The following is a 23,140-nucleotide window of genomic DNA, read 5'->3' on the forward strand; positions in this document are numbered from 1 at the left end:
CAGATCATATCATCTGCTCCGCCTTTGCGGCGCGGGCGCGCTTATCCAACTTCTTCCGGTGCGCCGCGCGAAAGTCGGGGCGTAGGTTCGGCGCATCTTCCCAGACACCCGAGGTATCGCCGTGACCGACGCCCTCGAAAAAGCCGCGCATCCGGCCCATGCGATCCTTGTTCCCGATCGCCGCATTCACCACCTGCTGCAAGGATCCGGCACCGGCGGGTCCCATTAGGGGACGGGCAGAAATCAGGTTGGTGAAATAGAGCGACGGGATCCCAAGCTCCTTCGCCTTCTGCACCACGGGCGTGGTCCCAATGGCGAGGTCCGGGCGCAGGCCCTCGACCACTGCCAAGTCATCCTCCAGGGAGGCTCGGAATTTCACCGTTACGCCCCGGGCTTCCAACCAGTCTAGATCTGGGGCCGACCAAGGCGTCTTGGGGCAGGCGGTGCCCACATAGGGCACATCGGCGCCGCTTTCGATCAGCAGGCGGGCCACCAACAACTCAGAGCCTTCGTAGCCCGACACGGTGACGGTCCCGTCGATCCGGCTGCCAGACAGGGCACCTTTGATCGCCGGGAGGAATTGGTTCTGCGCCTCGGCCACTGTCGCGGCAGGAATCCCAAAGGCATCGCCGACTGAGGCGAGCCACGCAGCCGTTCCATCGACCCCAACAGGGGCCGACCCGAGCACAGGGCGTCCGGCCGCCTGAAACTCCCGCACGGCTGCGGTGTAGAAGGGATGGATCGCGGCGACAGCGCCACAATCCAACGCAGAATAGAACTCGCGCCACTCACGGCAGGGAACGACCGGACCTGCCGCCAGACCGAGTGGCGCGAGCATTCCGGCAATCCCCAAGGGGTCCGCCGGAAACATTTCGCCCAACAGCGTGACTGTCGGACGATCGGATTTGCCCGCTTGCGGCGCGGGCACGGGACCCGCCGCCGCCTCCTTGCGAGCGTAGGAAAGCATTGCTCCGGCCAGGACATCCTTGGCCTCAGCGTGGGTGGGGATGCCGAAACCCGGCACGTCGATGCCGATGATCCGCACCCCGTCGATTTCGTCGGGCAGCAGGCGCAGGGGCACCCCGCTGGCGGTCGGCACACAGAGATTGGTGACGACGATTGCGTCGAGCTTTTCGGGGTCGGCCAGCTTGTGGACAGCCTCCCGAATGTCTTCGAACAGCTTGCCAGTCACCAGCGTTTCACTGTCGAAAGGCACGTATCCCACCGACCGGCGCGCACCATAGAAGTGGGACACGAAGCTCAGACCATAGACGCAGCAGGCCGAGCCGCTGAGCACGGTGGCCACGCGCTTCATCCGCAGCCCCACACGCAGGGAGCCGAAGGCGGGGCACATGCTTTGGGGCTTATCGTGGGGACCGACGGGATAGTCAGCCTTGAACCGATCCAGCAGATCGCCCTGCCCGGCCTCGCGCGCGGCCTGCTCCATCGTCTCGGACGAGGTGCAACCGCCGGTCTGGGTCGCCATATGTTGCAGGTCATCAGGCATCGTCGTAGATGACCTCCAACGACGGCTTTTCCTCATAGAACTTGCCGCGCATATCCGCATCGGTGGCCGGCTCCAGGGTCACGCCAGCACCTGTTTCAGAGCCGTCGAACAGCTCCAACAGACCATCTTGCGACAGGGGCGCGGGACGCACGGGCGGCGCAGCGGCGACGTTCTCGCCTAGGGCCGCGAACAAAGCCCCCCACTGGCTCTGATCCGTGCCAACGATCTGATAGTTGGCGGATTTCTTGCGCAGGTCGTCGTCCTGGGGAATGCTGGCGAGCACGGGGATGCCAGCCGCTTCGGCAAAGGCCTGCGCCTCGCCCGACCCGTCGTCCTTGTTCACGACCAACCCCGCGACACCGACGTTGCCGCCCAGCTTGCGGAAGTACTCAACCGCGGAACAGACGTTGTTGGCCACGTAAAGCGACTGGAGGTCGTTGGACCCCACCAAGATCACCTTCTGGGCCATGTCGCGGGCAATCGGCAGGCCGAAGCCGCCGCAGACCACGTCACCTAGGAAGTCGAGCAGCACGTAGTCGAAATCCCAGTCGTGAAAGCCCAGCTTTTCCAGCAACTCGAAGCCATGGATGATGCCACGTCCGCCGCAGCCGCGACCGACTTCGGGACCACCAAGCTCCATGGCAAAGACGCCGCCCCGCTTGAAGCAGACATCACCAATGGCGACCTCTTCGCCCGCCAACTTCTTGCGGGTCGAGGTTTCGATGATCGTCGGGCAGGCCTTTCCACCGAACAAAAGGCTGGTGGTATCGGACTTTGGATCGCAGCCGATCAACAGCACGCGCTTGCCCTGCTCGGCCATCATGTGGCTGAGGTTCGCCAAGGTGAAGGATTTGCCGATCCCGCCCTTGCCATAGATCGCGATGATCTGGGTCTTCTTAGTGGCTTCGGTCGGAATGACGTCGGCCAAGTCCTCGGACGCCTCTTCACGGAGACGGTCGGAGAAATCCTTGAGGTTGGGAACGTCCAGGCTCATGCGGTGTGCTCCCAATCGAGGATCATCTTCAGACAGTCGGGCGCGGCGAAGGCCTGGGCATAGGCCTCGGGCGCGTCGTGGGCGGGACGGGTGTGCGTAATCAGGGCGTCCAGGGATAGGACGCCATCTTCGACCAGATCGCGCGTGGCGACGAGATCGTCGCGGGTCCATTCGGCGCTAATGCGGAAACGGGCTTCACGCATGAAGGCGGGCGGATAGGCAAAGCTGACGGGCTGCGGATAGAACCCGGCCAGCACGATCTCCCCACCCTTGGCCAGACGCCCAACCAGATCGTTCAAGAGACCTGCATTGCCGGAGGCATCGTAAATCGTGCGGTAGTCGCGGCGGTCGTCGGTCTCGGGATCAATGACCTCGTAGCCCTGGGCACCACCGCGCCGCTCGGCCGCACGCTCCCACACTGTCGGGGCACCACCGGCGGCCACGGTCAGCCGGGCGAGCAGGCGACCGAAGGCGCCGTGACCCACAATGAGTTCGGGCAGATCCACACGCAGGCCCGCGATGGCGTGCCGCGCCGTGGCGGCCAACGCCAACAGGGCACCCTGTGCACCTTGGCCTGGGTCAACTTTCACCAGCCGATCCGCTGGCGTCACAACGCGGGCCGCGGCGGCGCCGAACAGACCGCGCGCGCCATCATAGCAATCGGCCCCCGGGACAAAGACGCGGTCACCCACTTTGAGAAGGTTGGTTCCGCGGGCCTCAACGACCTCTCCCACAGCCTCATAGCCGGGGACGAGCGGATACCCCATGCCAGGAAACGGCGGCATCTCACCGGACCAGAGCAGCTTTTCCGTGCCGGTCGAAATCGCGGATTGCCGAATATCCACCACGACCGATCCCGCTTGCGGATCGACCAAGCCCAGATCCCCGAGGGCAATGTCCCCCGGACCGGACATGATGATGGCTTCGGTCTGCACGCAATCTCTCCCTCAGGTACGCTGCAGGTGACTCACCCTGCTTGGGGTTACTCTACCGCCAGGGCACATATTGTCAATCAAGCTAGACATCTAATCTGTAAACTTGAGGTCTATTTTTCTGCGGACAGGACATGCGTCACAAATGGCCGCGTGGTCCCATGATCGACAGTCGACGCGAAGCCGGCTGCACCCATCATTTCGCGTATGACCTGCGGACTCCGAGCACGCCCGGTTCCCATCGCCATACAATAAAACGCAAAATACGCATCGCCTGCGGGATGGGGCCGGTCCCCACCGGTCATGGGTTCGCTCACCACAAGACGACCGCCTTCCGGCAAGGCCGCGTGGACGGCGCGCAGCAGGTCCATGACCGTGGTGTCACTATGGTCGTACAAGACGCGCACCAGTGTGATGACATCGGCCCCGACCGGCAGCGGATCGTCGCGAAAGCTGCCTGCCGTGATCTGCACGCGATCCGTCAAACCCGTCGCCGCGAATCTGTCACGCGCGCCTGACACTACTGGTGGCAGATCGAACAGATGAAGGGCTGGTGCCCCATGGCGTTGCCCCAGCGCTGATAGGAAAGCACCGGTCCCACCGCCGATGTCCAGGACCGTTCCAGCCTTGGATAGATCACAGCGGCGCAGGGTTTCCTCGGCCACCAGGCCCTGGCTGTCGCTCATCAAATCGGAATAGCGCCGCGCGGTGTCAGGATCCTGGGCCGCCGCCGCGCCGAAGACATAGGGCCAGAACTTGGACAGCTCCGTTTCAGCGCCCCCAAGGACGGCGAGGGGGTCGGCGAGGTCGCGATAGAGCACATGATGGTGGGAGATCATCGCCTCCAGACCGGGAACACCAAGGATCGCGGCGCCCTTGCGGGCCAGCCCATAGCCATCCCGCGTCCGCCGCATCAAGCCGAGCGACACTGCCGCGTTGCAGAGGATCTCGATCCGATCCGCAGTCAAGGCCGTCCCGCGCGCCAAGGCGGGCGCCGTGGCCGGCCCGTCGAACAGGCGATGGAGCAATCGCAACTCCACCACAGCAAACAAGACCTGGGAGTGGACGAAACCCCCGACCAGATCGAACAACGCCTCTCCGTCCCGCCGCGCGATCCGGCGCAGACAGGGCACAGCGGCGCAAAACGACTGAAACCGACGAGACGCCACAAGGCGCAGCGCCCAGCCGGGACCACGGGGCGCCTGGGGCGACGGCTCTGCCAGGGTCATTCGGCTGGCGTGCGGTGGTGGGCGGGGGTGAGACGCTTGGCCGTGCGGCGCACCATATCCGCCAGCATCGCCTCACCAGGACAAGCGGGGATGGAGGCGATGGCGCCCGAGAGGATATCCTCCAACCGGCGGATCGCGCCGTCGACACCGTATTTGGTTACCGCACTGGGACGGTCATGGGCCACGTCTTGCCCTGTGGGTTTGCCAGTCACATCAGACGGTTGCAGCACATCCAAAAGGTCGTCGGCAACCTGGAACGCCTCCCCGATCCGGGCGCCCAGATCGGTCCAGGGGTCAGGCTCCTGCCCCGCTGCTAGAGCGCCCATGCGGGTGGCCGCCGTGAACAAAGCCCCCGTTTTGGCCCGATGATAGGTTGCCAGGTCGATTTCCGCCTCGCTCTCCCACCCCTGACCGGCGCAAATGCCGTGGGGCATCCCGGTATAGCGTGCGAGCTCCGCCGTGAGGGCAAGCCCTCGGACCGCATCGGCCGGGTCCACTTGCGACAGCACGTCGAACCCGAGCACGATCAGGCTGTCACCGGTCAGAAGGGCAATCGGCTCATCATAGGCCAGATGCACCGTCGGCTTGCCGCGCCGAATATCGGCGTCGTCAAAGCAGGGCATGTCGTCATGGACCAGCGATGCACAATGGATAAGCTCAATGGCTGTCGCCGCAGCATCGGAGACGTCGGGACGATCATCCCCACAGGCAATGGCGACGGACATGGCAATTGTTGGCCGGATGCGCGCGCCCCCGGGCTTCACCGCGTGGTGCAAAGCGGCAGCCAGACGTTCGGGGGGCCTGGCACGGGTGGCGCGGGCCAACGCCCCGTCAACGGCGGCTTCAATTCGGGCGGTTAGGGGCATGGCCGATCCTCCGGCTGCATATGTCATTGTAAAATGACACTAGGTGTAACATTAGTTGGACATACAAGGAGCGCTGTCAACCGGCGTAAGGGGTGCAATGTCTCAACGTGTCATGATTATCGGTGCAGGAATCGGGGGCCTGGCCGCCGCGATGCGCCTGGCCCACGCTGGCTGTGACGTGACCGTGCTGGAACGCGCCACGGCGCCGGGCGGCAAAATGCGGACCGTCGACAGCTCTGCGGGCCCGGTGGACGCGGGGCCAACGGTCCTGACGTTGCGCCATGTCTTTGACGACCTGTTTGGCGCCTGCGGCACCTCCGTCGACGACCATGTGAGCCTAGAGCCCTTGGACGTCCTGGCCCGTCACCATTGGGATGACGGCAGCACCCTTGATTTGTTTGCCAATCCGGATCGATCCCTGGCTGCCATCGCAGAGTTCGCGGGCGATGCCGCCGCGCGTCAGTTCAAGGCGTTTCACGCGACCACCTCACAGCTTTTCGACGCCTTCGAAGGCCCCATGATGCAAGCGCCCGCCCCCTCGGCCAGCGCCATGACCCCGGTTGTTCTGCGCCAACCGGCGCTGCTGCCCGCGATGGCCCCCGGCCTGAGCATGGCGCAGGCGCTTGCCTTGCGGTTCACCGATAAACGGCTCCGACAGCTGTTCGGTCGCTATGCCACCTATGTGGGTGGGGTGCCGACGGCGGCACCGGCCCTGCTGTCGCTGATCTGGAGCGCCGAATCACGCGGTGTATGGGCGGTGACAGGCGGGATGCACCGACTGGCCAAGGCCATGCAACGGGTAGCAGAGGCCGCAGGCGCGCACTTTCATTTCAACGCAGAGGTTACCCGGATCGAAGAGAACGGGGGCCGCGTTGCTGCCGTCCATACCGCAGAACAGAGGCACCCCTGCGATGTGGTCGTCTTCAACGGCGATCCCCGTGCGTTGAGCCTCGGGCTGTTGGGGGCCACAGCGGGCGTGCCGACGCGTGCGGTGATGCCGCGCAGCCTGTCCGCCTTTGTGTGGTCCTTTGCGGCCAGGGTCACGGGGCGCCCGCCGGCCCATCACAACGTCTTCTTCAGCCACCGGCCAAACAGCGAATTCCCCCAGATCGCTGACAACCGGCTGCCCGACGATCCGACGTTGTATGTCTGCGCCCAAGACCGGGGCAACGGCGCCGATCCGAGCGGGGCCGAGCGGTTCGAAATCATTCTGAACGGCCCACCCCGGTCGGGTGTCGTTGCCATCCCGGAGGAGCAAGAAAGATGCCGAGAGACGACCTTCACACGCCTCGCAGAGATGGGACTAACCTTCGACAAGACCCCAGACGTCAGAGCGCTGACCACGCCGGAGCAGTTCAACAAGCGGTTCCCGGGCTCGGACGGCTCCCTCTACGGGCGATCCCCGCACGGGATGATGGCGGCGTTTGCGCGCCCAACGGCACGGACGGATCTGCCGGGGCTGTATCTGGCGGGCGGGGGGACCCATCCGGGGGCGGGGGTGCCCATGGCGGCCACGTCCGGACGGCTCGCGGCAGATGCGATCTTGACGGACCTTGCTTCGACCTCTCGGTTCCGGCGGACGGCTACGCCTGGTGGTACATCGACGGCCTCTCTGACGACGGCCAACGCGCGATCTCGATCATTGCCTTCATAGGCTCGGTCTTTTCGCCCTGGTACCGGTGGAGCGGTCGCAAGGCCCCCGAAAACCACGTCTGCCTGAACGTCGTGACCTATGGCGCGGGCGGACGCTGGACCATGACGGACCGGGGGCGCGAGGCCCTGCGTCTGACCGATCAGACGATGACCATCGGTCCGTCCTCGCTCCGATGGGACCAGGGCAAACTGGTAATCGACATCTCCGAACTCTCGACGCCCCACGGCCAACCGATCCGGGGTCAGGTCACGGTTCACCCCAGCGCGGTCACCGATATCGAGGTCCCCCTGACCGATGACGGCGCCCATATCTGGCGACCCTTTGCGCCGACGGCACGTATCGAGGTGGACATCGACCGACCGGGCTGGACCTGGTCCGGGCACGGATACCTGGACGCAAACTTCGGCCTGCGCGCGTTGGAGGCGGATTTCGATTACTGGACCTGGGGGCGCTTTCCTGTGGCCGAGGGCTCGGTCGCGTTTTACGACGCAGTGCGCCGCGACGGATCGGCCCTGAACGTGGCGCTCCGCTTCGGCAAAGACGGCTCCTGCACGCCGATAGATGCCCCGCCGTTGCAAAGGTTCCGCCGCTCGAACTGGCTCGTGCGGCGCGAAACCCGGTGCGATGCTGGCCATCGTCCACGCCAGGTCAAAGCGATGCTAGACGCGCCCTTCTACAATCGCTGCGCCGTGGAAACGGTTATCGACGGGCAACGCACGACCGGCGTCTATGAAGCGCTGGATCTCAACCGGTTCCGTGGCCCTTGGCTGATGCCCATGCTGGCGGTGCGGGTCCCCCGGCGCAAAGGCTGGCGCTTTTCCTAATCGCACCCCATATCGGGGGCGAGAAGGAGACAGATCATGAGCGACTTTCCCGGCTGGCACGGCACCACCATCATCGGCGTTCGTAAGGGCGGGCAAGTAGTCGTCGCAGGGGATGGACAGGTAAGCGTCGGGCAAACCGTCATGAAAGGCACCGCGCGCAAGGTGCGGCGTCTGACACCCGGCGGCCATGAGGTGGTTGCGGGCTTTGCCGGATCCACCGCGGACGCGTTCACCCTGCTCGAACGCCTGGAGGCCAAGCTGGAGGCCACACCCGGCCAACTGGCCCGCGCCAGTGTCGAACTGGCCAAGGACTGGCGGACGGACAAGTATCTCCAAAAGCTGGAGGCAATGCTGATCGTCACCGACGGCACGGATCTGTTCGTCATCACAGGGGCCGGCGATGTGCTGGAGCCGGAGCATGACGTGACCGCCATCGGGTCCGGCGGTAACTTTGCGCTCGCCGCGGCGCGGGCTTTGATGGACACGGAGGCGGATGCCGAAACCATCGCGCGAAAGGCCATGGGGATTGCCGCCGACATTTGCGTCTACACCAACGGCAATCTGACTGTGGAGACGATCAAACCGTAACGTCGCAGCGCAAGATTCTGTCGATGAAAAGCCGCCCACTGAAAGTTCCAGTCGATCACGAAGCAGTGAGTCGCCAATCGAACGGGGACCGAATCACTTTTAGATCTGAGTCGGTGTAGCACCTTGCAATAAATTAAATCAAATGGTTACGCCCAGTGCACAGGGTGTTGACTGAAAAAACGGCAAAATCAAGACGCGACATAACGTCTGCAGCTATGGAACAAACACGACATTGTTATAAGCGAATAGTGTCGTGCCATGCCCAGACAGACCGTTGCCGCCCGCTGGAATGAGGTTGCACTAGAGGCGGTTCGCCTCGGCGATGCGAAACCCACGGAAATCACGCGAGCGCTGCACATCGCCCACGCGGCCATGTACGATGCCTGGGCCGCCTATGATGATGACGCCGTCGGGGCCTACGGCGATCTGACGGCGATCGGTGGCGGCAACCACATGTCCCATTCCACGGCGATCAGCTACGCGGCCCATGCCGCACTGGTCGAGGTGTTCCCCGATGCGCGGTTCCTATTCGACACGCTGCTGCGGGAACTGGCCGAACAGGCCGAGGAGATGGGCGAGACCCCACCCGAGGAAGCACGGGAGATCGGACTGGCGGCCGCGCGCGGCGTGCTTGAGGCACGGGCAACGGACGGCTCAAACGCCGACAACGATTTCGCTGACACCTCTGGCTATGAGCCGATCAACCCCGATAGCGGCGAGCCGGTCGTCGACCCCAATCACTGGCAGCCCTTGCGGGTGCCGAATGGAACGGTTCGAGACGAGAACGGCATTCCCATCGCGACCGACAACCCGGCGACCTATGACCTGCAAAAGCCGCTGACACCCCATTGGGGCGGCGTGACGCCTTTTGCCATTGAGGCCGGTGACGCTTACCGACCGGGTCCCCCGCCGAAGCTGGGGGATTTTTCGCCTTACACCGATCAGACCGGCAAGGTGACGACAGGCGACGCGGCCTATCGGGAACAATTCGGCGCCGTCCTAGAGATCAGCGCAAACCTCACGTCGGAGCAGAAAGCGACCGCAGAATACTGGGCCGATGGCCCACGCTCCTCCACGCCTCCGGGCCACTGGAACGAGATTGCCCAGGACGTGTCTCTGCGCGAAGGCCACACGCTCAGCGATGATGTGAAGTTCTTCTTTGCGCTCAACAACGCGCTCTTCGACACCGGCATTGCCGTCTGGGACGCAAAGTACGCCTACGATTATGTCCGGCCCCAAACAGCCATCCGGTATCTGTTCGACGGTCAGCAGGTCGAGGCGTGGATTGGGCCGAACCAGGGCGCGGGATTGATCGACGGGGGCGAATGGATCCCCTACCAAGATGTGACCTTTGTGACGCCACCGTTCCCAGAATATGGATCGGGCCATTCCGGGTTCTCCTATGCGGCGGCGACGATCATTGACTCCTTCACGGGCAGCGACGTTTTGTACGACGGCACCTCGCGCGGCGTGCAGGACCTGGACGAGGATGGACGCCGGGACCTGATTGGATCCTTCCGCACCGATAGTCTGACGTTCGAGGACTACGACGGGCCGGTGATCGAACTCACTTGGGACACTGTCTGGGACGCCGCAGCGGACGCCGGGCTGTCGCGCCTCTACGGGGGTATCCACATCCAAGATGGGGACCTGTCCGCGCGGGACGTCGGTGCCCAGGTCGCCCAGGACGTTTGGGCCGCCACATCGGCCCTGTTCACCCAGGGCGCATCGGTTGCACCGGTGCCTCAAGCCAGTTCAACCGCGCCATCAACGGGGCAGACAGAGGTCGTTCTGACGGAATCCGACGACGTCTTTGCGACGCTCAACAGCGGGAACATCGTGATTGCTGGGGGCCGTGGCGATGACGACATCACCGGCGGCACCGGCGACGATCTGTTGGACGGCGAAAACGGCGACGACATCGTCCAAGGCGGCGACGGCGCAGACACCGTCATCGGCGGTGCGGGAGACGACACCCTTGTCGGCGGGGCCGGCGCAGACGTCTTCGTCGTCGCGGCCACCACAGATGGCGACGCCGATGTGATTGCCGATTACACCCGCGGCGAAGATCGGATTGAACTGTCCGGGTTTGGTAATCGCATCTCACCCAGCGATGTTCGGTTGACCCGCGACGACGGCGATTTGGTCGTCACCTTCGCCAGCGGCCAATCCATCCGCTTGCAGGGCGTCAGTTCCCTGGCGGAGCTTTCCCTCGCCGACGTGGACCTAGTCAGCGACGCGCGCGATGTGGACCTGTCCGCCCTGCGCGATCTGTTGTTGACCGAAGCCGATGACACACTGATCAGCGAGGGGGACCTCGCCGATAATATCTTTGGCGGCGATGGAAACGACTCGCTCTCGGCCGGGGCCGGGGACGACACCATCACCGGCGGGGCCGGCTCCGACACGATGAACGGGGGCGCGGGCGCCGATCTGTTCCGCATCACCGGACCCGATTTGGCGCCGGGGGCCGTGGACGTTATTCGGTCGTTCCAGTCGGGCATCGACAAGGTTCAGTTCATCGGCATTCCCGGTGTGTCGTCGCTGGGCGACCTGCGCCTGACCCGCGTGGATGGTGACCTAGCCGTTGATCTGGGCAATGGCGCCCTGGTGCAACTCGCAGGGATCACGCGCCTGTCTCAACTCAACCCGGTCGATGCGATCATAGGGGGCGAGGACCCGGAGTTGTCCGTCACGCTCACCCAGGACACCGGCAGCAGCGATGCCGACGGTGTGACCCGTCTGGCTGGCCTGTCGGGCGAAGTCTCGGACGATTTGGGCGTCGCGACACTCGAAGTGCGCGCCGTGGGTGGCCGGTTCATCGACATCAGCAACCTTGTCCGCGCCGACGGAACCTTCTCGATCCCCTCGGCGGCGGTGCGCGGGGCGCTTGGCGAAGGCACCCATGACATCGAGTTCCGCGTCACCGACCAGGAGGGCAAGACCACCGAAGCGGCGCTGACCTTCACCATTGATACCCAGATCGCTAGCCTGTCGGGGGACGTCGCAGCAACGCTTTCCGACGCGCTCGACAGCCTTATCCTCACCACGTCCGAGCCTTTGGACGTCGGCACGACCTTGATCCCCGATGATGTGGATCTGCGCGATGGGGCGGGGACGGCGATTGAGATCGTCTCGGTCCAACAGCGCAGCGATACCGAGATTGAGATCACCCTGGCAGGCCCCCTGGGCGATGGCGATTTCTCGCTGTCCACAACGCTCCGCGACAGAGCCGGGAACGAGGGCCCTGCAAACACAACGTTCAGCGTCGATGCGGCTACGCAGGTCTTGGCCATCCGCCCCAACGACGGGAGCGAGCGGGCCAACCTGGACGGCAAGATCACCATCGAATTCAACCGCCCGATTGACCCCGACACCGTCGACGCCGAGAGCATCGCCATCACCGCTTTGGGAGAGTCCCTGGCGGGACGCTACACCGTGTCGTCGGACGGCAAGCTGGTCACCTTCTTCGCCGACGACCTATTGCCAGCCGCCACCAACGTGCGCGTTGCCGTCGACGGCACCAAGGTGAAGGACACCAACGGCCAGAACGTCAGCACCGTCCAAGAGGGTAATTCCACCTTCGCCACGTCTTCCCTCACCCGGATCGAGGGCACGAATGTCGAAGGGTTCATCTTCGACGCCAACTACCGGGACGAAGACGGATTGGACATCCCCCTGGAAGGCGTCGTCGTGTCCGTCATCGGTCTGCCAGGCGTCACGGCGGTCACAGATGAGAACGGGCGCTTCCTGCTCGAAGATCTTCCGATCCCGCAGGTCTATCTGGACTTCGACGCCTCCGATGTGACGAACCGCCCGAACTTCGATTACGGCACGATCACCAAACCGGTGGACACCGTTGCGGGGCAGACCGTTGGCCTGACCTCCGGTGACAAGGCGTTCAACATCTACTTTGCCGCCCTTGCCGAGGCGGATGTGACCACCCTCACACCGGGCGAAGACACGGAGGCCGGGATTGGTGAGAACGGTCTGGCCAACCTGACTGAGATCTTCCCCGGCATCGATCCGAGCCTTTGGAACCAGCTTAAGGTCAAGATCCCAGCCGACAGCCTTACACGGGATGACGGCACGCCGGTGAACGAAGTCCAGGTCATGGCCTTTGAGCCGGATCGGATTCCTGCGCCGCTGCCCCAAGGCTTCGATCCGACGGTGGTGTTCACCGTTAAGGCCGAAGACGCCACCAATGTGGATGGCAAGGCACAGATCGAGTTCCCGAACATCGATTTCTTGGAGCTGGGCGCAAAACGTCCGATCCTGTCCTTCGACCATGATGCGGGCGTTTGGGTCCAAACGGGCACCGCTGTTGTCGTGGAGGATGGCGAAGGCGGCACCATCATGCGGTCCGAGGGGGACACCGGTGTCAACACGCTGGGCTGGAAGGCCGTCGGGGATGAACCGCTGAACCGGTCCGACCTGCCGGACTTTGACCCGATCAGAAATCGACCCGACAATGACCCCGACGACCCGGATGATCCCGACGACCCAGATGATAAGGAGGAAGAGGACGACTGCAAAGACGAGGCGATCGACAACGCAGAGTGGTTCTCAATTGCCCGCAGCGCCCTGTCCACCGTCTGGGACGTCGCCAAAGAACTCACACGCTTTTCCGCCCTGGCCAAATCCATCGGCGATGCGATCAAGGAGGGTGCCGCCCTCGGGGAAGCCCTGTCCAAGGCGTGGGACGCCTTCTGGTGGGGCAAGGGCAGCGCGTTTGAAGCGATCATCGGCGTCGTCGACGGGGTCAAAAAGGTTGCCAAGGTCGCCGTTGATGCGGTGCTGGAGTTCACCTCTGGCCAATTGGTCGGCAAGGCCAAGGCCGCCGTCGCGGGCGTCAAAGGTGTCCTGGAGATCGGGGAAAAGCTGCTGAAGGCGCAAACCGACCCCGATTGCCCGTCCCCCAACACGGACGGCATCGCGACCCTGATGGGCACCCTGAAGCTGGCCATCAGCAACGTCGAAACTTGGGTGGAATTCGGCGAAGGCCTGGCCCGTGGCGGCAAGGCGGGCGCGGTTCAGGCCGTTTTTGCCCTGGCCTGCAATGTGCTGGACAAGGTGAACTTCATCGCTGGTCTGGTGAACAAAAAGCCCATCTTCGCTGCCGATGAGATCAAGTCCCTCGAAGAAACGCTGAACGAGGAGCTTGCCGAAGGCAGCACGATCCTCGCCTCGTTAGAGGGCTTCTCGCCCCCGCCGCGTCCCACCGATGATGACTTTGAGTTCGCGACCGAGGCTGATCCCACGGCCCGCAACCAGCTGACCGAAGAGCAAGCGGCAGAGCTGGCCCAGAATCTGATGGACGCCATGCAGGCGACCGAGGACTTCAACGCCGAGATCGCGGCGCCCGAAGGTCTGCCGGACGAAGGCGTCATCGACTCCTTCCGCGCCACCGCAGAAGATGCGCTCCTGCTGCTGTCCGAGGGACTGTTGAACCGCTTCAATACGTCGGACAACACGCTCTATCTGATCACCGACGGCACCACGGAGTTCCGTGGCACGGTGGCCTCCGCCTCCGAAGGGGTGCAGCTTGCGCCCGAGACGGAATACACCTTCCGGATCTATGATCCCGTCAACGGCTTCTATGGCGAAAGCGAATTCACCACCGGCCCTGCGGCTGGATCTACGGATATCCCCTTCCCGCTGATGACCCTGGCCGAAGGGTTGGAGGATTCCGACGGGGACGGCGTCCCAGACCTGGCCGAAGAGGTGGTCGGCACCTTCCTCGACAACCCCGACAGCGACGACGACGGCCTGACCGATGGCGCCGAGTTGGAACAGGGGTTGAACCCCTTGGATGGCATCGGCTTCCCCACGGGCATCATCGGATCCGTCGACCTCAAGGGCGAGGCGATGGACGTCACCCTCACCGGTGGGGTCGAGGGGGCCGGCACGCAGACGGCCTATCTCGCGACGGGCAGCCACGGCCTGGCCATCGTAGATGCGAGCCAATTCCAGAACCCGATCTTGCAAGCCGAGTTGGATTTGCCGGGAACGGCGAAACAGGTGGCCGTCGATGCGGGCCGCAACCTGGCCTATGTGGCGGCTGGCGACGGCGGTTTGCATATCGTCGATGTGTCCGACCCCGTTGCGCCAGAACTGGTGACAACCACGTTCGTGTCGGGCGGTGCGCAATCGGTCGTGGACCTTGGCGGCACATTGCTGGTTGGCGGCGGGTCACGCCTTGAACTGCTCAACAGCACGACGGGCGCGCGGGTGACGGCCTTCCAGACGGGTGGTTTCGTCAATGACCTCGCCGTGGATGGCGACGTGGCCTATGCCATTATAAACAACACAGATCTGGTGAGTTTGCGCCTATCAGGCAGTGCAATCACAGAAATTGGGCGCGAGACCTTCCCGCAAAGCACGATCCGGACGGTGCCCAAGGACAAGACAGTGTTCATCAACGAAGGCGTGGCCTATGTGGCCAACGCCTTGGAAGTCAGCAACGTCCCCCTGTTCCGCCTGGAAGAGCGCGGCGGCTATTTGACCTACGATGTGACGGATCCGACAGCGATTTCGCTTATCTCGAACATCGACACGCCACGGGTCCAAGCGGGCAACCTGGAAACCATCGTCAATGGCTCTGGCTTGGCATTGGTCGCTGGCGGATTCCGCGGCCTCCAGGTCCACAACGCAAGCGATCCAGAGGTGACCTACGACCTGCTGTCGGAGTTCGCGACGCCCGGAAACGCCAAGGGTGTCGCCCTGGCCTCGGGGATCGCGTACGTCGCTGACGGCACAGGCGGCCTGCAAGTCATCAACGCGGTGCCCTTCGACACGGCGGGCCAAGCCCCAACCGTCACCTTCGATGCCGCCGCGGCCGATGCGGACCCGAATACCGATGGGATCCAGATCGAAGAAGGCACGCGGATCGAGCTCAGCTTGGATATCGTCGATGATGTTCAGGTCCGTAACGTCGAGCTTCTGCTGAACGGGGTCGTTGTCTTGAACGACGTCTCGGCCCCCTTCGGACTGGGCTTTGATGTCCCTGCATTGGATGATTTGACCGACGGCGACCAGCTTGAGATCCAGGTGCGGGCAACGGACACGGGTGGCAACGCGACCCTGACCGATCCGGTCACGGTTCAGGTCATCGAGGATATCACGCCACCGACCGTCCTATCGGTGACGCCGAACGATGGACGCCTGCTGTTGCAGGGCAACGAAGTGTTCACGATTGCCTTCTCGGAGAAGATCGACCCCAACACCCTGGCGGCGACCGATATCACCCTGACCAAATCAGGCGACGACACCGAAATCCCAGCGCAGGGCCTGGTATTCCTCACGGGTGGGCTCACAGCGCAGGTCAGTTTCGCGCCGTTGGATCTGGGTGCCTATGACATTGCAATCGACGTCTCTCGCGTCACGGACCTGGCGGGGAACGCGATTACGGCGCCCCTGCCCAGCCAGTCGTTTGAGATCGTCGATGCCTCTGCCATCTGGATCAATGCCGCCGGCGGGACGTGGGAGACGGAGACGAACTGGCAGTCGGGCGCCTTGCCCCTGGCGGACGACGGCGTCGCTATCGTGCTTGACGAAGGCGCCGTGGCGACACTCAACTCCACCGCCGAAGTGGACGAAGTCCGGATCGATGGCATCCTTCGCCTGCAAAGGGGCAGCCTGACGACCGGCAACATCGAAGGTGTTGCGGGCGCCTTCGACCAGACCGGCGGCACGTTGATCGGTGCAACGATCACCGGCACGCCCGAATTCGATGTGACCGTAAGTGGTGCAAACTTTGGCAGTTTCGCAAGCTGGCAGAGTGTTCGGCTCGACACCGATGCCACCGTCAAGAATGCCCGCCTTTCGATTGATTCCGACCTCACCCTGAACGGGACCTTGAACATTGATGGCCAAGCGTCGCCTGGTGGCTATGCCTATGCGACTGTCCAGCTCTACAATGTGTCGAGCCTCGTAGGGACCGGCAGGATCCAGTTGGACGGCGACCAGGCGCGTCTGCAAACGACGAACCAATATACGCCGAACAATCAGGACGTGACGGTTATCGGTGAAGACATCACCATCGCTGGCACAGGCTTCGTGTTCGGCTCATCCGGGTCTGGAAAGCTGCGCCTGCTTGGCGATGTCATTGCCGAGGGCGGAACGCTCTCCCTGAGTGGGCTGGACCAAGGCGGCAACCTGCTAAAGCTCGACTCGGTCGAGGACGCGAAGGTCGTTCTCGGGACAGATCTGAACAACGCCCGCCTCGCCATTGCCGATGGCGCAAATGTTGAGTTGTCGAACGGTTCCAACATCACGGTCGAGGGGGGCGGTCGTCTCCGGCTCCAGGGCGGTCAAGTCGATGGCCTCACTGTCACCACGGGCAGCACGGTCGCACTCGACACGTCCAGCGGGTCCAGTGTCTTCTCCACAGCGGCCGGTTCGCTACAGATTGACGGTCTCCTAGAAATCGCAGGTGGTACAACAAGCACCGCCCGTTTGAGCCTGACCGGGATCGATATGGTCACGGGAACGGGCACGATTGCATTTGGTGCGGCTGCGGGCGGATCGACCGCCAGCACTTCCGTGATCTATGCGAGCAACTCCCGCTACTTCTACGCCACCGACTCCCTGGTCACCTTTGACGAAAACCTGACCCTTACGGGGACGGGCAGTGTCCGGGCGGCCGGTTCGGTTCGCATCCTCGGCGACGTGGTTGGTAATTCAGGGGACACGGACGAAGCGCTGGAGTTGCGGAACATCGACCAAGCGGGTGGAGAGCTGAATATCGACACCACCAATGGTGACGTCGTCCTCGCACGCTTGGTTGACGACACGATCCTGACGGGTACTGGGACCGTCTCGCTGAGCCGCGACGTCACGCTCCGAGACACGACAATCGAGACCACCGCGCAACTTCAGGCAGATGGCCGGTTCGGGTACGTTGGTCTCCTGGATGAAGGGGTCGTGGTCAACGGCACCCTTCGGATCGACAGCGGTGAGACGGGCAATCCGGCGATGCGGGTCCTGGGAAGCCAGTTGATTGACGGAACCGGACGCATTGAACTGCTCGGGACCAATGGCTTGGCCGCGCTGCAAGTGGCCAACCTCAGCACGGCCCGCGACATCGCAACCTTCGGCAAGGATCTCACCATTGCCGGATCGGGCCAATTCGTCGCCTTTAGCGCACAAGATGCCATCCAGATCCTCGGCACGGTCGAGGGTGTCACCGACGGGACCCTTGTGCTGGCCAATATCGACAATGACGGGGAAACCCTGTCGGTTGATGCTTCGAATGGGGTCGTGGGCGTTCGCGGTCGGGTGCAGGACACCGTTCTGAGCGCCGCGCCTGACGCCACGGGCGCGCTCTCGCTTCTGTCCGGGGCCCAGCTGTTCAACAGCACGCTGAACATGGCCACGGAAACGCTCGGGACGGAAAGAACCCTGCGCGTGGACGGCTACGAGGGTCTGACGGTCAACGACGTCTTCACCATGGAAGCGGCGGCCAGCCAAACGGTCCAACTGCGCCTCCTGGGCGAACAAACCTTGGACGGCTCGGGGACGATCAAGCTAGTCAACGGTGAGGCGCCAGAAGGGGCATTCCAACGGAGCACGATCTTCTTCCAGGGCCAATATGGGATCTCGGAAACCCTCACCATCGGTACGGACCTGACCGTTGAGGGTGTCGGTTCCATTGAAAGCAATAACGCCGCCGATATCATCGCGGTCGACGGGATGGTCCGCGCCGATGACGGCACGCTGGCGATCCGGCACCTTGATGAGATCGAAGGCACCCTCGCGGCGACGGATGACGGTATTCTGGCAGTGTCCGGGAACCTGACGATGACCGAGCGCGGGACGCTGGACGTCGGTCTGACGCAAGCGAGCCAGGGCCTGGTGACATCAACCGGCGCGGTGACCCTGGAGGGGACCTTGTCGATTGATGTGGCAGATGGGTTCACTGCCTCCGTTGGCGATACCTTTACGATCCTGACGGCGACGGGCGGCATTTCCGGCAGCTTTGACGCCTTCGAAGGTCTGGATCTGGATGGCAACCTCGCCTTCCAGGTGCTCGACCCCACGGCCAATGAGCTGACCCTGCGTGTCACGTCCGATGCAAATGCGCGCGCTGGCGGCTTTATCGACGGCGATCCCTTTACGCCGACCCCGCGCCCAACGGACACCCGGACGGCCTTGGCGACGGATCTGCTCACCGGGACGGTCACGGATGTCCGCGTCACGGGCCCGGCGACCGCAAACGCGGACGTCATGATCGCGAACCAGGCGCGGTTGGTTGATGTCGCCCTTGAGACGGATGTGGTTGGGCGACCTGACTTCGGCTTCCAGCAGCTGACCGTCTTTAATGGCCTGACGCTTCTGGGCGGCGCGACCGTCAGCTTTGACGCGGCGGCGAGCGATACCACGAGCATCTTGATGGAGGCGGGCGCCTCGCTGATGGGTAACGGCACCCTCGACTTTAGCGCAGGGCCGACGGCAACCGCGCAAAACGCACTGTCCTTCCAATCGACGTCATCGGCGACGGAACTGTTCACCATCGAAGAGGGAGTGACCGTCACAGGATCCATCGCAATTCGCGCCGGCCAGAGCACGGACCGCATCAAGGTCCTGGGCGATATGGTTGGCCGGGCGGGCGAGACCCTGTCACTGTCGCGGGTCGACAATGAGGGGGCCACGCTCTCCTTGGATGCAGACGCAGGGGTGGTCGAACTTCGCGACGTCGTCGAAAATGCTGTGATCGACGGCACGGGCGAGGTCTTGCTGCGCAGCGGTCTGAACCTGTCGTCCAGTACCCTGTCGATGGATGCTGCCGCGATCGGCGACAATTCGGGAAGCACGATCTCCGTTACCAACGATCTGATCCTGGACGATGCCAGCCTGTCCATCGAAAGCCGCCTGCGGGCCAGCACCGTCCAGTTCCTGGGCGGCCAGACGGTCAGCGGAACCGGCACACTGCTGCTGGACGAATCCGACACCGCCAACAGCACGATCCAGCTTGTCGGTCAGAGCGCCATCCGAGAGGTCCTGACCTTTGGCGAAGGGATCGACATCATCGGGAACGGACAGCTGCAGTCCAGAAACGGCGACGATACGATCCGTATCCTCGGCGATGTCGCCGCGCGCGGCGGCGATTTGGAACTGGAAGACATCGACAACGACGGCAACGATCTGAACATCCTCGCCTCGGATGGCCGCATTGTCTTCGAAGACACCCTCCGCGACGTTCGCGTCACGGGAACCGGTGAGGCAGACGTCTTGCTTGCAGGCAGTCTGCGGATGGAGAACGTGACGCTTGCCCGGGATGCAAGCATCGGAAACGACGCGTCCCGCGCGGCGGTGACCGTCGGACAGGGCCTCGTCCTAGAGAACAGCACGCTGTCGCTGGCGAACAACCGCGGCGGGTCCGGTCAGCTGACGTTCCAGGGCGAACAGACGGTGAGCGGCACAGGTGTCATTCGGTTGGAACGTGGCGACACGTCGAACGCCGGCAGCCGGGCACAGCTCGCCTTCCAGTCGGGCGGCTTGGCGCAGACCTTTGTCCTCGACCAGGGTGTGGACGTCGTGGGGGCGGGTCTCGTGTCGGTCTTTGGCGTCGGCAACCTGGAAATCCGGGGCGATGTGACAGCCGACGACGGCATCTTAAACGTGACGGGCGAAGTGGCCGTCACCGGCGACATCCGTGTGGAAGACGATGGCGAGCTCAGCTTCAACCGGTCTCTGCGTCTGGAGGCGGACGGCACGCTCGTCATGGCAATGGACGGCAGCGGCATCGAGGCGCGAGGGGGCCTCTTGGCCAGCCGGGACGCGATTGGCCTGGCCGGTACGTTCGCCTTTGACCTGAGCGACGACTTCGACGCCGCGCTCGGAACCGAGTTCGTCCTGATCTCTGCCACGACGGACCTGACGGGGCAGTTCCAATCCGTCACCGACTTCGAAATCGGCGATGGCAGCAAAGGCCTGGCTTTGGTGGCCCGCGGCAATACCCTGGTGGCCGTCGTGGTTGATGAAACCCTCGCGGGCCAACAGTTGACCGATGCGGACCTCCCCGGTGGGGAGCCGCCGGTCTTGCCGGGAACCGTGTCGGACCAAGTCATCGATGCGGCCTTTGCGGGCGCTGATTTCGCGGTCACAGCCGCCAGCACAAACCGCTGGACGAATGTGACGCTGGACAGCGACGTGGCCATATCGGGCCCCTACTCCTACGCGCAGGTCACGGCCTATGGCGGTCTGACGATCAACGGCGCGTTGACCGTCGACAGCTGGAATCGCGGACAGGGCGGCTATGCGAGCCTGGGCTTGTCGGGTGGCATGACAGTCGACGGGACAGGCGGCATCTATTTGCGCGGTCGGCCAGGGACGACGGGATACAACGGCTATTCAAACTACGCCCAAGCCACTCTGCGGTTCTTACAGCAGACGAACGATGCGGAGGTGATCACCCTCGGGGCAGGCGTTTCCCTGACCGGAACCGGTCGGCTCGTGGCGGGTGGCGCCGATGACCGGTGGCAGGTCTTGGGTGACGTGACGGCCTCGGGCGGGCGGTTGTTCCTGCAGTCCATAGACCAGCAAGGCAGAACACTGACCCTCGACAGCGTCGAGAACGGCCTCAACGTGCTGACGAACACCATTGAGAACGGCGTCGTGTCCCTGGAGGCAGGCGGTCGCGCGCTGATCAACAGCGCGGATCTGTCAAAGCTTACCCTGACCGGGGGCGGCACCTTCAAAATCAACACTGCCAACGCGACCGACCTGCGCGTTCTCGGCACAGCCGAGGTCGAGGCCGGTGGTCAGCTGCGCATACAATCCGGGTTGGATATCGACGGGACGCTGTCCCTGACCGAAGATCTGACGACCAACAGTACGCTGCGGTTCCAGGGCACACAGACAGTCGACGGCGAGGGCACGTTGCGGCTTGACGACACGGTTGGGCCGTCGGGTGTCGCCGTTCTCCTGGATAGTTTCACGAACACCGAAGTCCAACGGCTGACCTTTGACGAGGATCTGACCGTGACCGGCACTGGTCTGGTTGGTACGAGTTCGAGTGGGGACCAAATTCGGATCCTGGGCCAAGTCATCGGGGATGACGGCGGCTCCGGAGGCGAACTCCGACTGCAAGGCGTGGACCAAGACGGCGAAGCCCTCAATGTGGACGCCCGTGGTGGCGCCGTGACCTTCGAGCAAAGCCTCAGCAACGCGGTTCTGACGGGCGAAGGGATGGTTACCCTGGAGCAGAACCTACGTCTGGACTCGGTCACCTTTGATATGGATGCGCAGATCGACAGCGGCACGGTTGCGGTCGACGGCGGTCTGACCATCAACGGGCTGCTAAACCTATCCGCAGCGGAGAACCGGGCCACCGTGCTGTCTCTGTCAGGCACGCAGTCGCTGAATGGGACGGGGACGATCGACTTGTCGGCCAACGCCTCCCCGATTGAGGTCGCGCGGGCAAATCCAAACGCAGATTCTGCCTTCAAGCCGTTCATCACGAACAACGAAATTCGGGGCCTGTCCGAAATCACCGAAGCAGAGATCTTTACGATTGGCGCCGGGATCACGATCACGGGCGCGGGCAACGTCTACGCCGGATCCACACAGGACGCGATGCGGATCCTTGGCACCCTCAAGGCCAGCGCGGATGGCGCATTGACGGCGCAGCGGATCGACAACGCGGGCGCGGTGCTGAATGTCGACGCCTCCGACGGGGAAGTCCGTCTGGGCGAGGTTTCGAACACGGTCGTCTCGGGGACGGAGGGTCAAACCGGCAGCGTGACGTTCTTCAGCAATACGTCCCTGTCTGGCGTGACGCTGGACATTGACGCCGAATTGGGAGCGACGACCTCCTCGCGCTTGCTGAACAGCCGGGGTGATCTGACCCTCAACGCAGAGCTGGCCATGGACAACGGCACGGCGGGCGGCACCACATCGCTGAGCATCCGCGATGGTGGGGATCTGATGGGAACCGGGCGCGTCACTATGACGTCTTCGGGGGCCTTCGCGGGATCAAGCCAGTCAAACGTTTTGGTGTTTCAGGGTGCAACGAACGATGCTGAAGTCTTCGAGATCTCAAGCGGCATAGAGGTCATTGGGAACGGGACGATCCGCACCACGCGTGCGTCTGACACTCTGGACATCAAAGGCACCATCACCGCAGACAACGGTGAGATGCGGCTAGAGGATTTGCCCACTCTCACAGGAACCTTGGCTGCAACGGATGACGGGCTCTTGTCGATCGCCGATGCCCTCGTCTTTAGCGATGCAAGCACCCTGAATATCGGGTTGAGCGGCAATGGTAACGGGGCCCTAACGGCGGCGTCTGACGTGACGCTGGATGGGACGCTGCGCCTGAACGTAGATGCCGGGTTTACCGCAGAATTGGGCGATACGTTCGACATCCTGACGGTGAGGACCTTCAACACGTTGACCGGCTCCTTCGATGCCTTTGAGGGCTTTGACTTGGCCGGGGATCTCGCGTTCGAGTTGGTGACCAATGCCAATGGCCTACAATTGCGCGTCACCACGGACGACGATGCCCTAGCATTCCTGTGATGCCACGGGCAGGGTGATGGACA

Annotated in this window: 9 protein-coding genes; 4 read left to right on the forward strand and 5 right to left on the reverse strand. The window is 63.5% G+C overall.

The features are described from left to right. Positions 1 to 4 precede the first annotated feature (4 nt). From bchY to K5R33_RS09220, 5 genes are all read right to left on the reverse strand, one after another. Positions 5 to 1,507 carry a chlorophyllide a reductase subunit Y gene (gene bchY / locus K5R33_RS09200; RefSeq protein ID WP_255576280.1) on the reverse strand — a complete coding sequence of 501 codons (1,503 nt, stop codon included), beginning with the start codon at positions 1,505 to 1,507 and terminating at the stop codon, positions 5 to 7. Further along, entirely contained in the window at positions 1,500 to 2,501 is a 1,002-nt protein-coding gene (locus K5R33_RS09205) for a chlorophyllide a reductase iron protein subunit X (RefSeq protein ID WP_220748733.1), read from the reverse strand. The genes bchY and K5R33_RS09205 overlap by 8 nt, the downstream gene beginning before the upstream one ends. Next, positions 2,498 to 3,436, reverse strand: coding sequence for a chlorophyll synthesis pathway protein BchC (gene bchC / locus K5R33_RS09210; RefSeq protein ID WP_220748734.1), 939 nt, complete (start codon positions 3,434 to 3,436; stop codon positions 2,498 to 2,500). Before bchC ends, K5R33_RS09205 begins: the two co-directional genes overlap by 4 nt. Before the next feature lie 110 nt (positions 3,437 to 3,546). Next, positions 3,547 to 4,662, reverse strand: coding sequence for a methyltransferase (locus K5R33_RS09215; RefSeq protein WP_220748735.1), 1,116 nt, complete (start codon positions 4,660 to 4,662; stop codon positions 3,547 to 3,549). Next, positions 4,659 to 5,528: a polyprenyl synthetase family protein gene (locus tag K5R33_RS09220; RefSeq protein WP_220748736.1), complete on the reverse strand. Its 870-nt coding sequence runs from the start codon at positions 5,526 to 5,528 to the stop codon at positions 4,659 to 4,661. The genes K5R33_RS09215 and K5R33_RS09220 overlap by 4 nt, the downstream gene beginning before the upstream one ends. A 97-nt stretch (positions 5,529 to 5,625) precedes the next feature. On the opposite strand from K5R33_RS09220, the gene crtD reads away from it, so the two are divergent. The 4 genes from crtD to K5R33_RS09240 all read left to right on the forward strand — a co-directional run bounded on the left by crtD (position 5,626) and on the right by K5R33_RS09240 (position 23,117). Then, complete coding sequence (gene crtD / locus K5R33_RS09225; protein WP_220748737.1) at positions 5,626 to 7,182, forward strand: 1-hydroxycarotenoid 3,4-desaturase CrtD; 1,557 nt, start codon at positions 5,626 to 5,628, stop codon at positions 7,180 to 7,182. Next, positions 7,179 to 8,006: a carotenoid 1,2-hydratase gene (crtC, locus tag K5R33_RS09230; RefSeq protein WP_505744258.1), complete on the forward strand. Its 828-nt coding sequence runs from the start codon at positions 7,179 to 7,181 to the stop codon at positions 8,004 to 8,006. Before crtD ends, crtC begins: the two co-directional genes overlap by 4 nt. A gap of 36 nt (positions 8,007 to 8,042) precedes the next feature. Further along, complete coding sequence (hslV, locus tag K5R33_RS09235; RefSeq protein ID WP_220748738.1) at positions 8,043 to 8,594, forward strand: ATP-dependent protease subunit HslV; 552 nt, start codon at positions 8,043 to 8,045, stop codon at positions 8,592 to 8,594. 258 nt (positions 8,595 to 8,852) lie between these two features. Continuing rightward, the gene (locus K5R33_RS09240) at positions 8,853 to 23,117 is read left to right on the forward strand and encodes an Ig-like domain-containing protein (RefSeq protein ID WP_220748739.1); all 14,265 of its coding nucleotides are present in this window, start codon (positions 8,853 to 8,855) and stop codon (positions 23,115 to 23,117) included. The last annotated feature ends 23 nt before the right edge of the window (positions 23,118 to 23,140 follow it).

The organism is Jannaschia pagri (assembly GCF_019655435.1).
GTDB lineage: Bacteria > Pseudomonadota > Alphaproteobacteria > Rhodobacterales > Rhodobacteraceae > Jannaschia > Jannaschia pagri.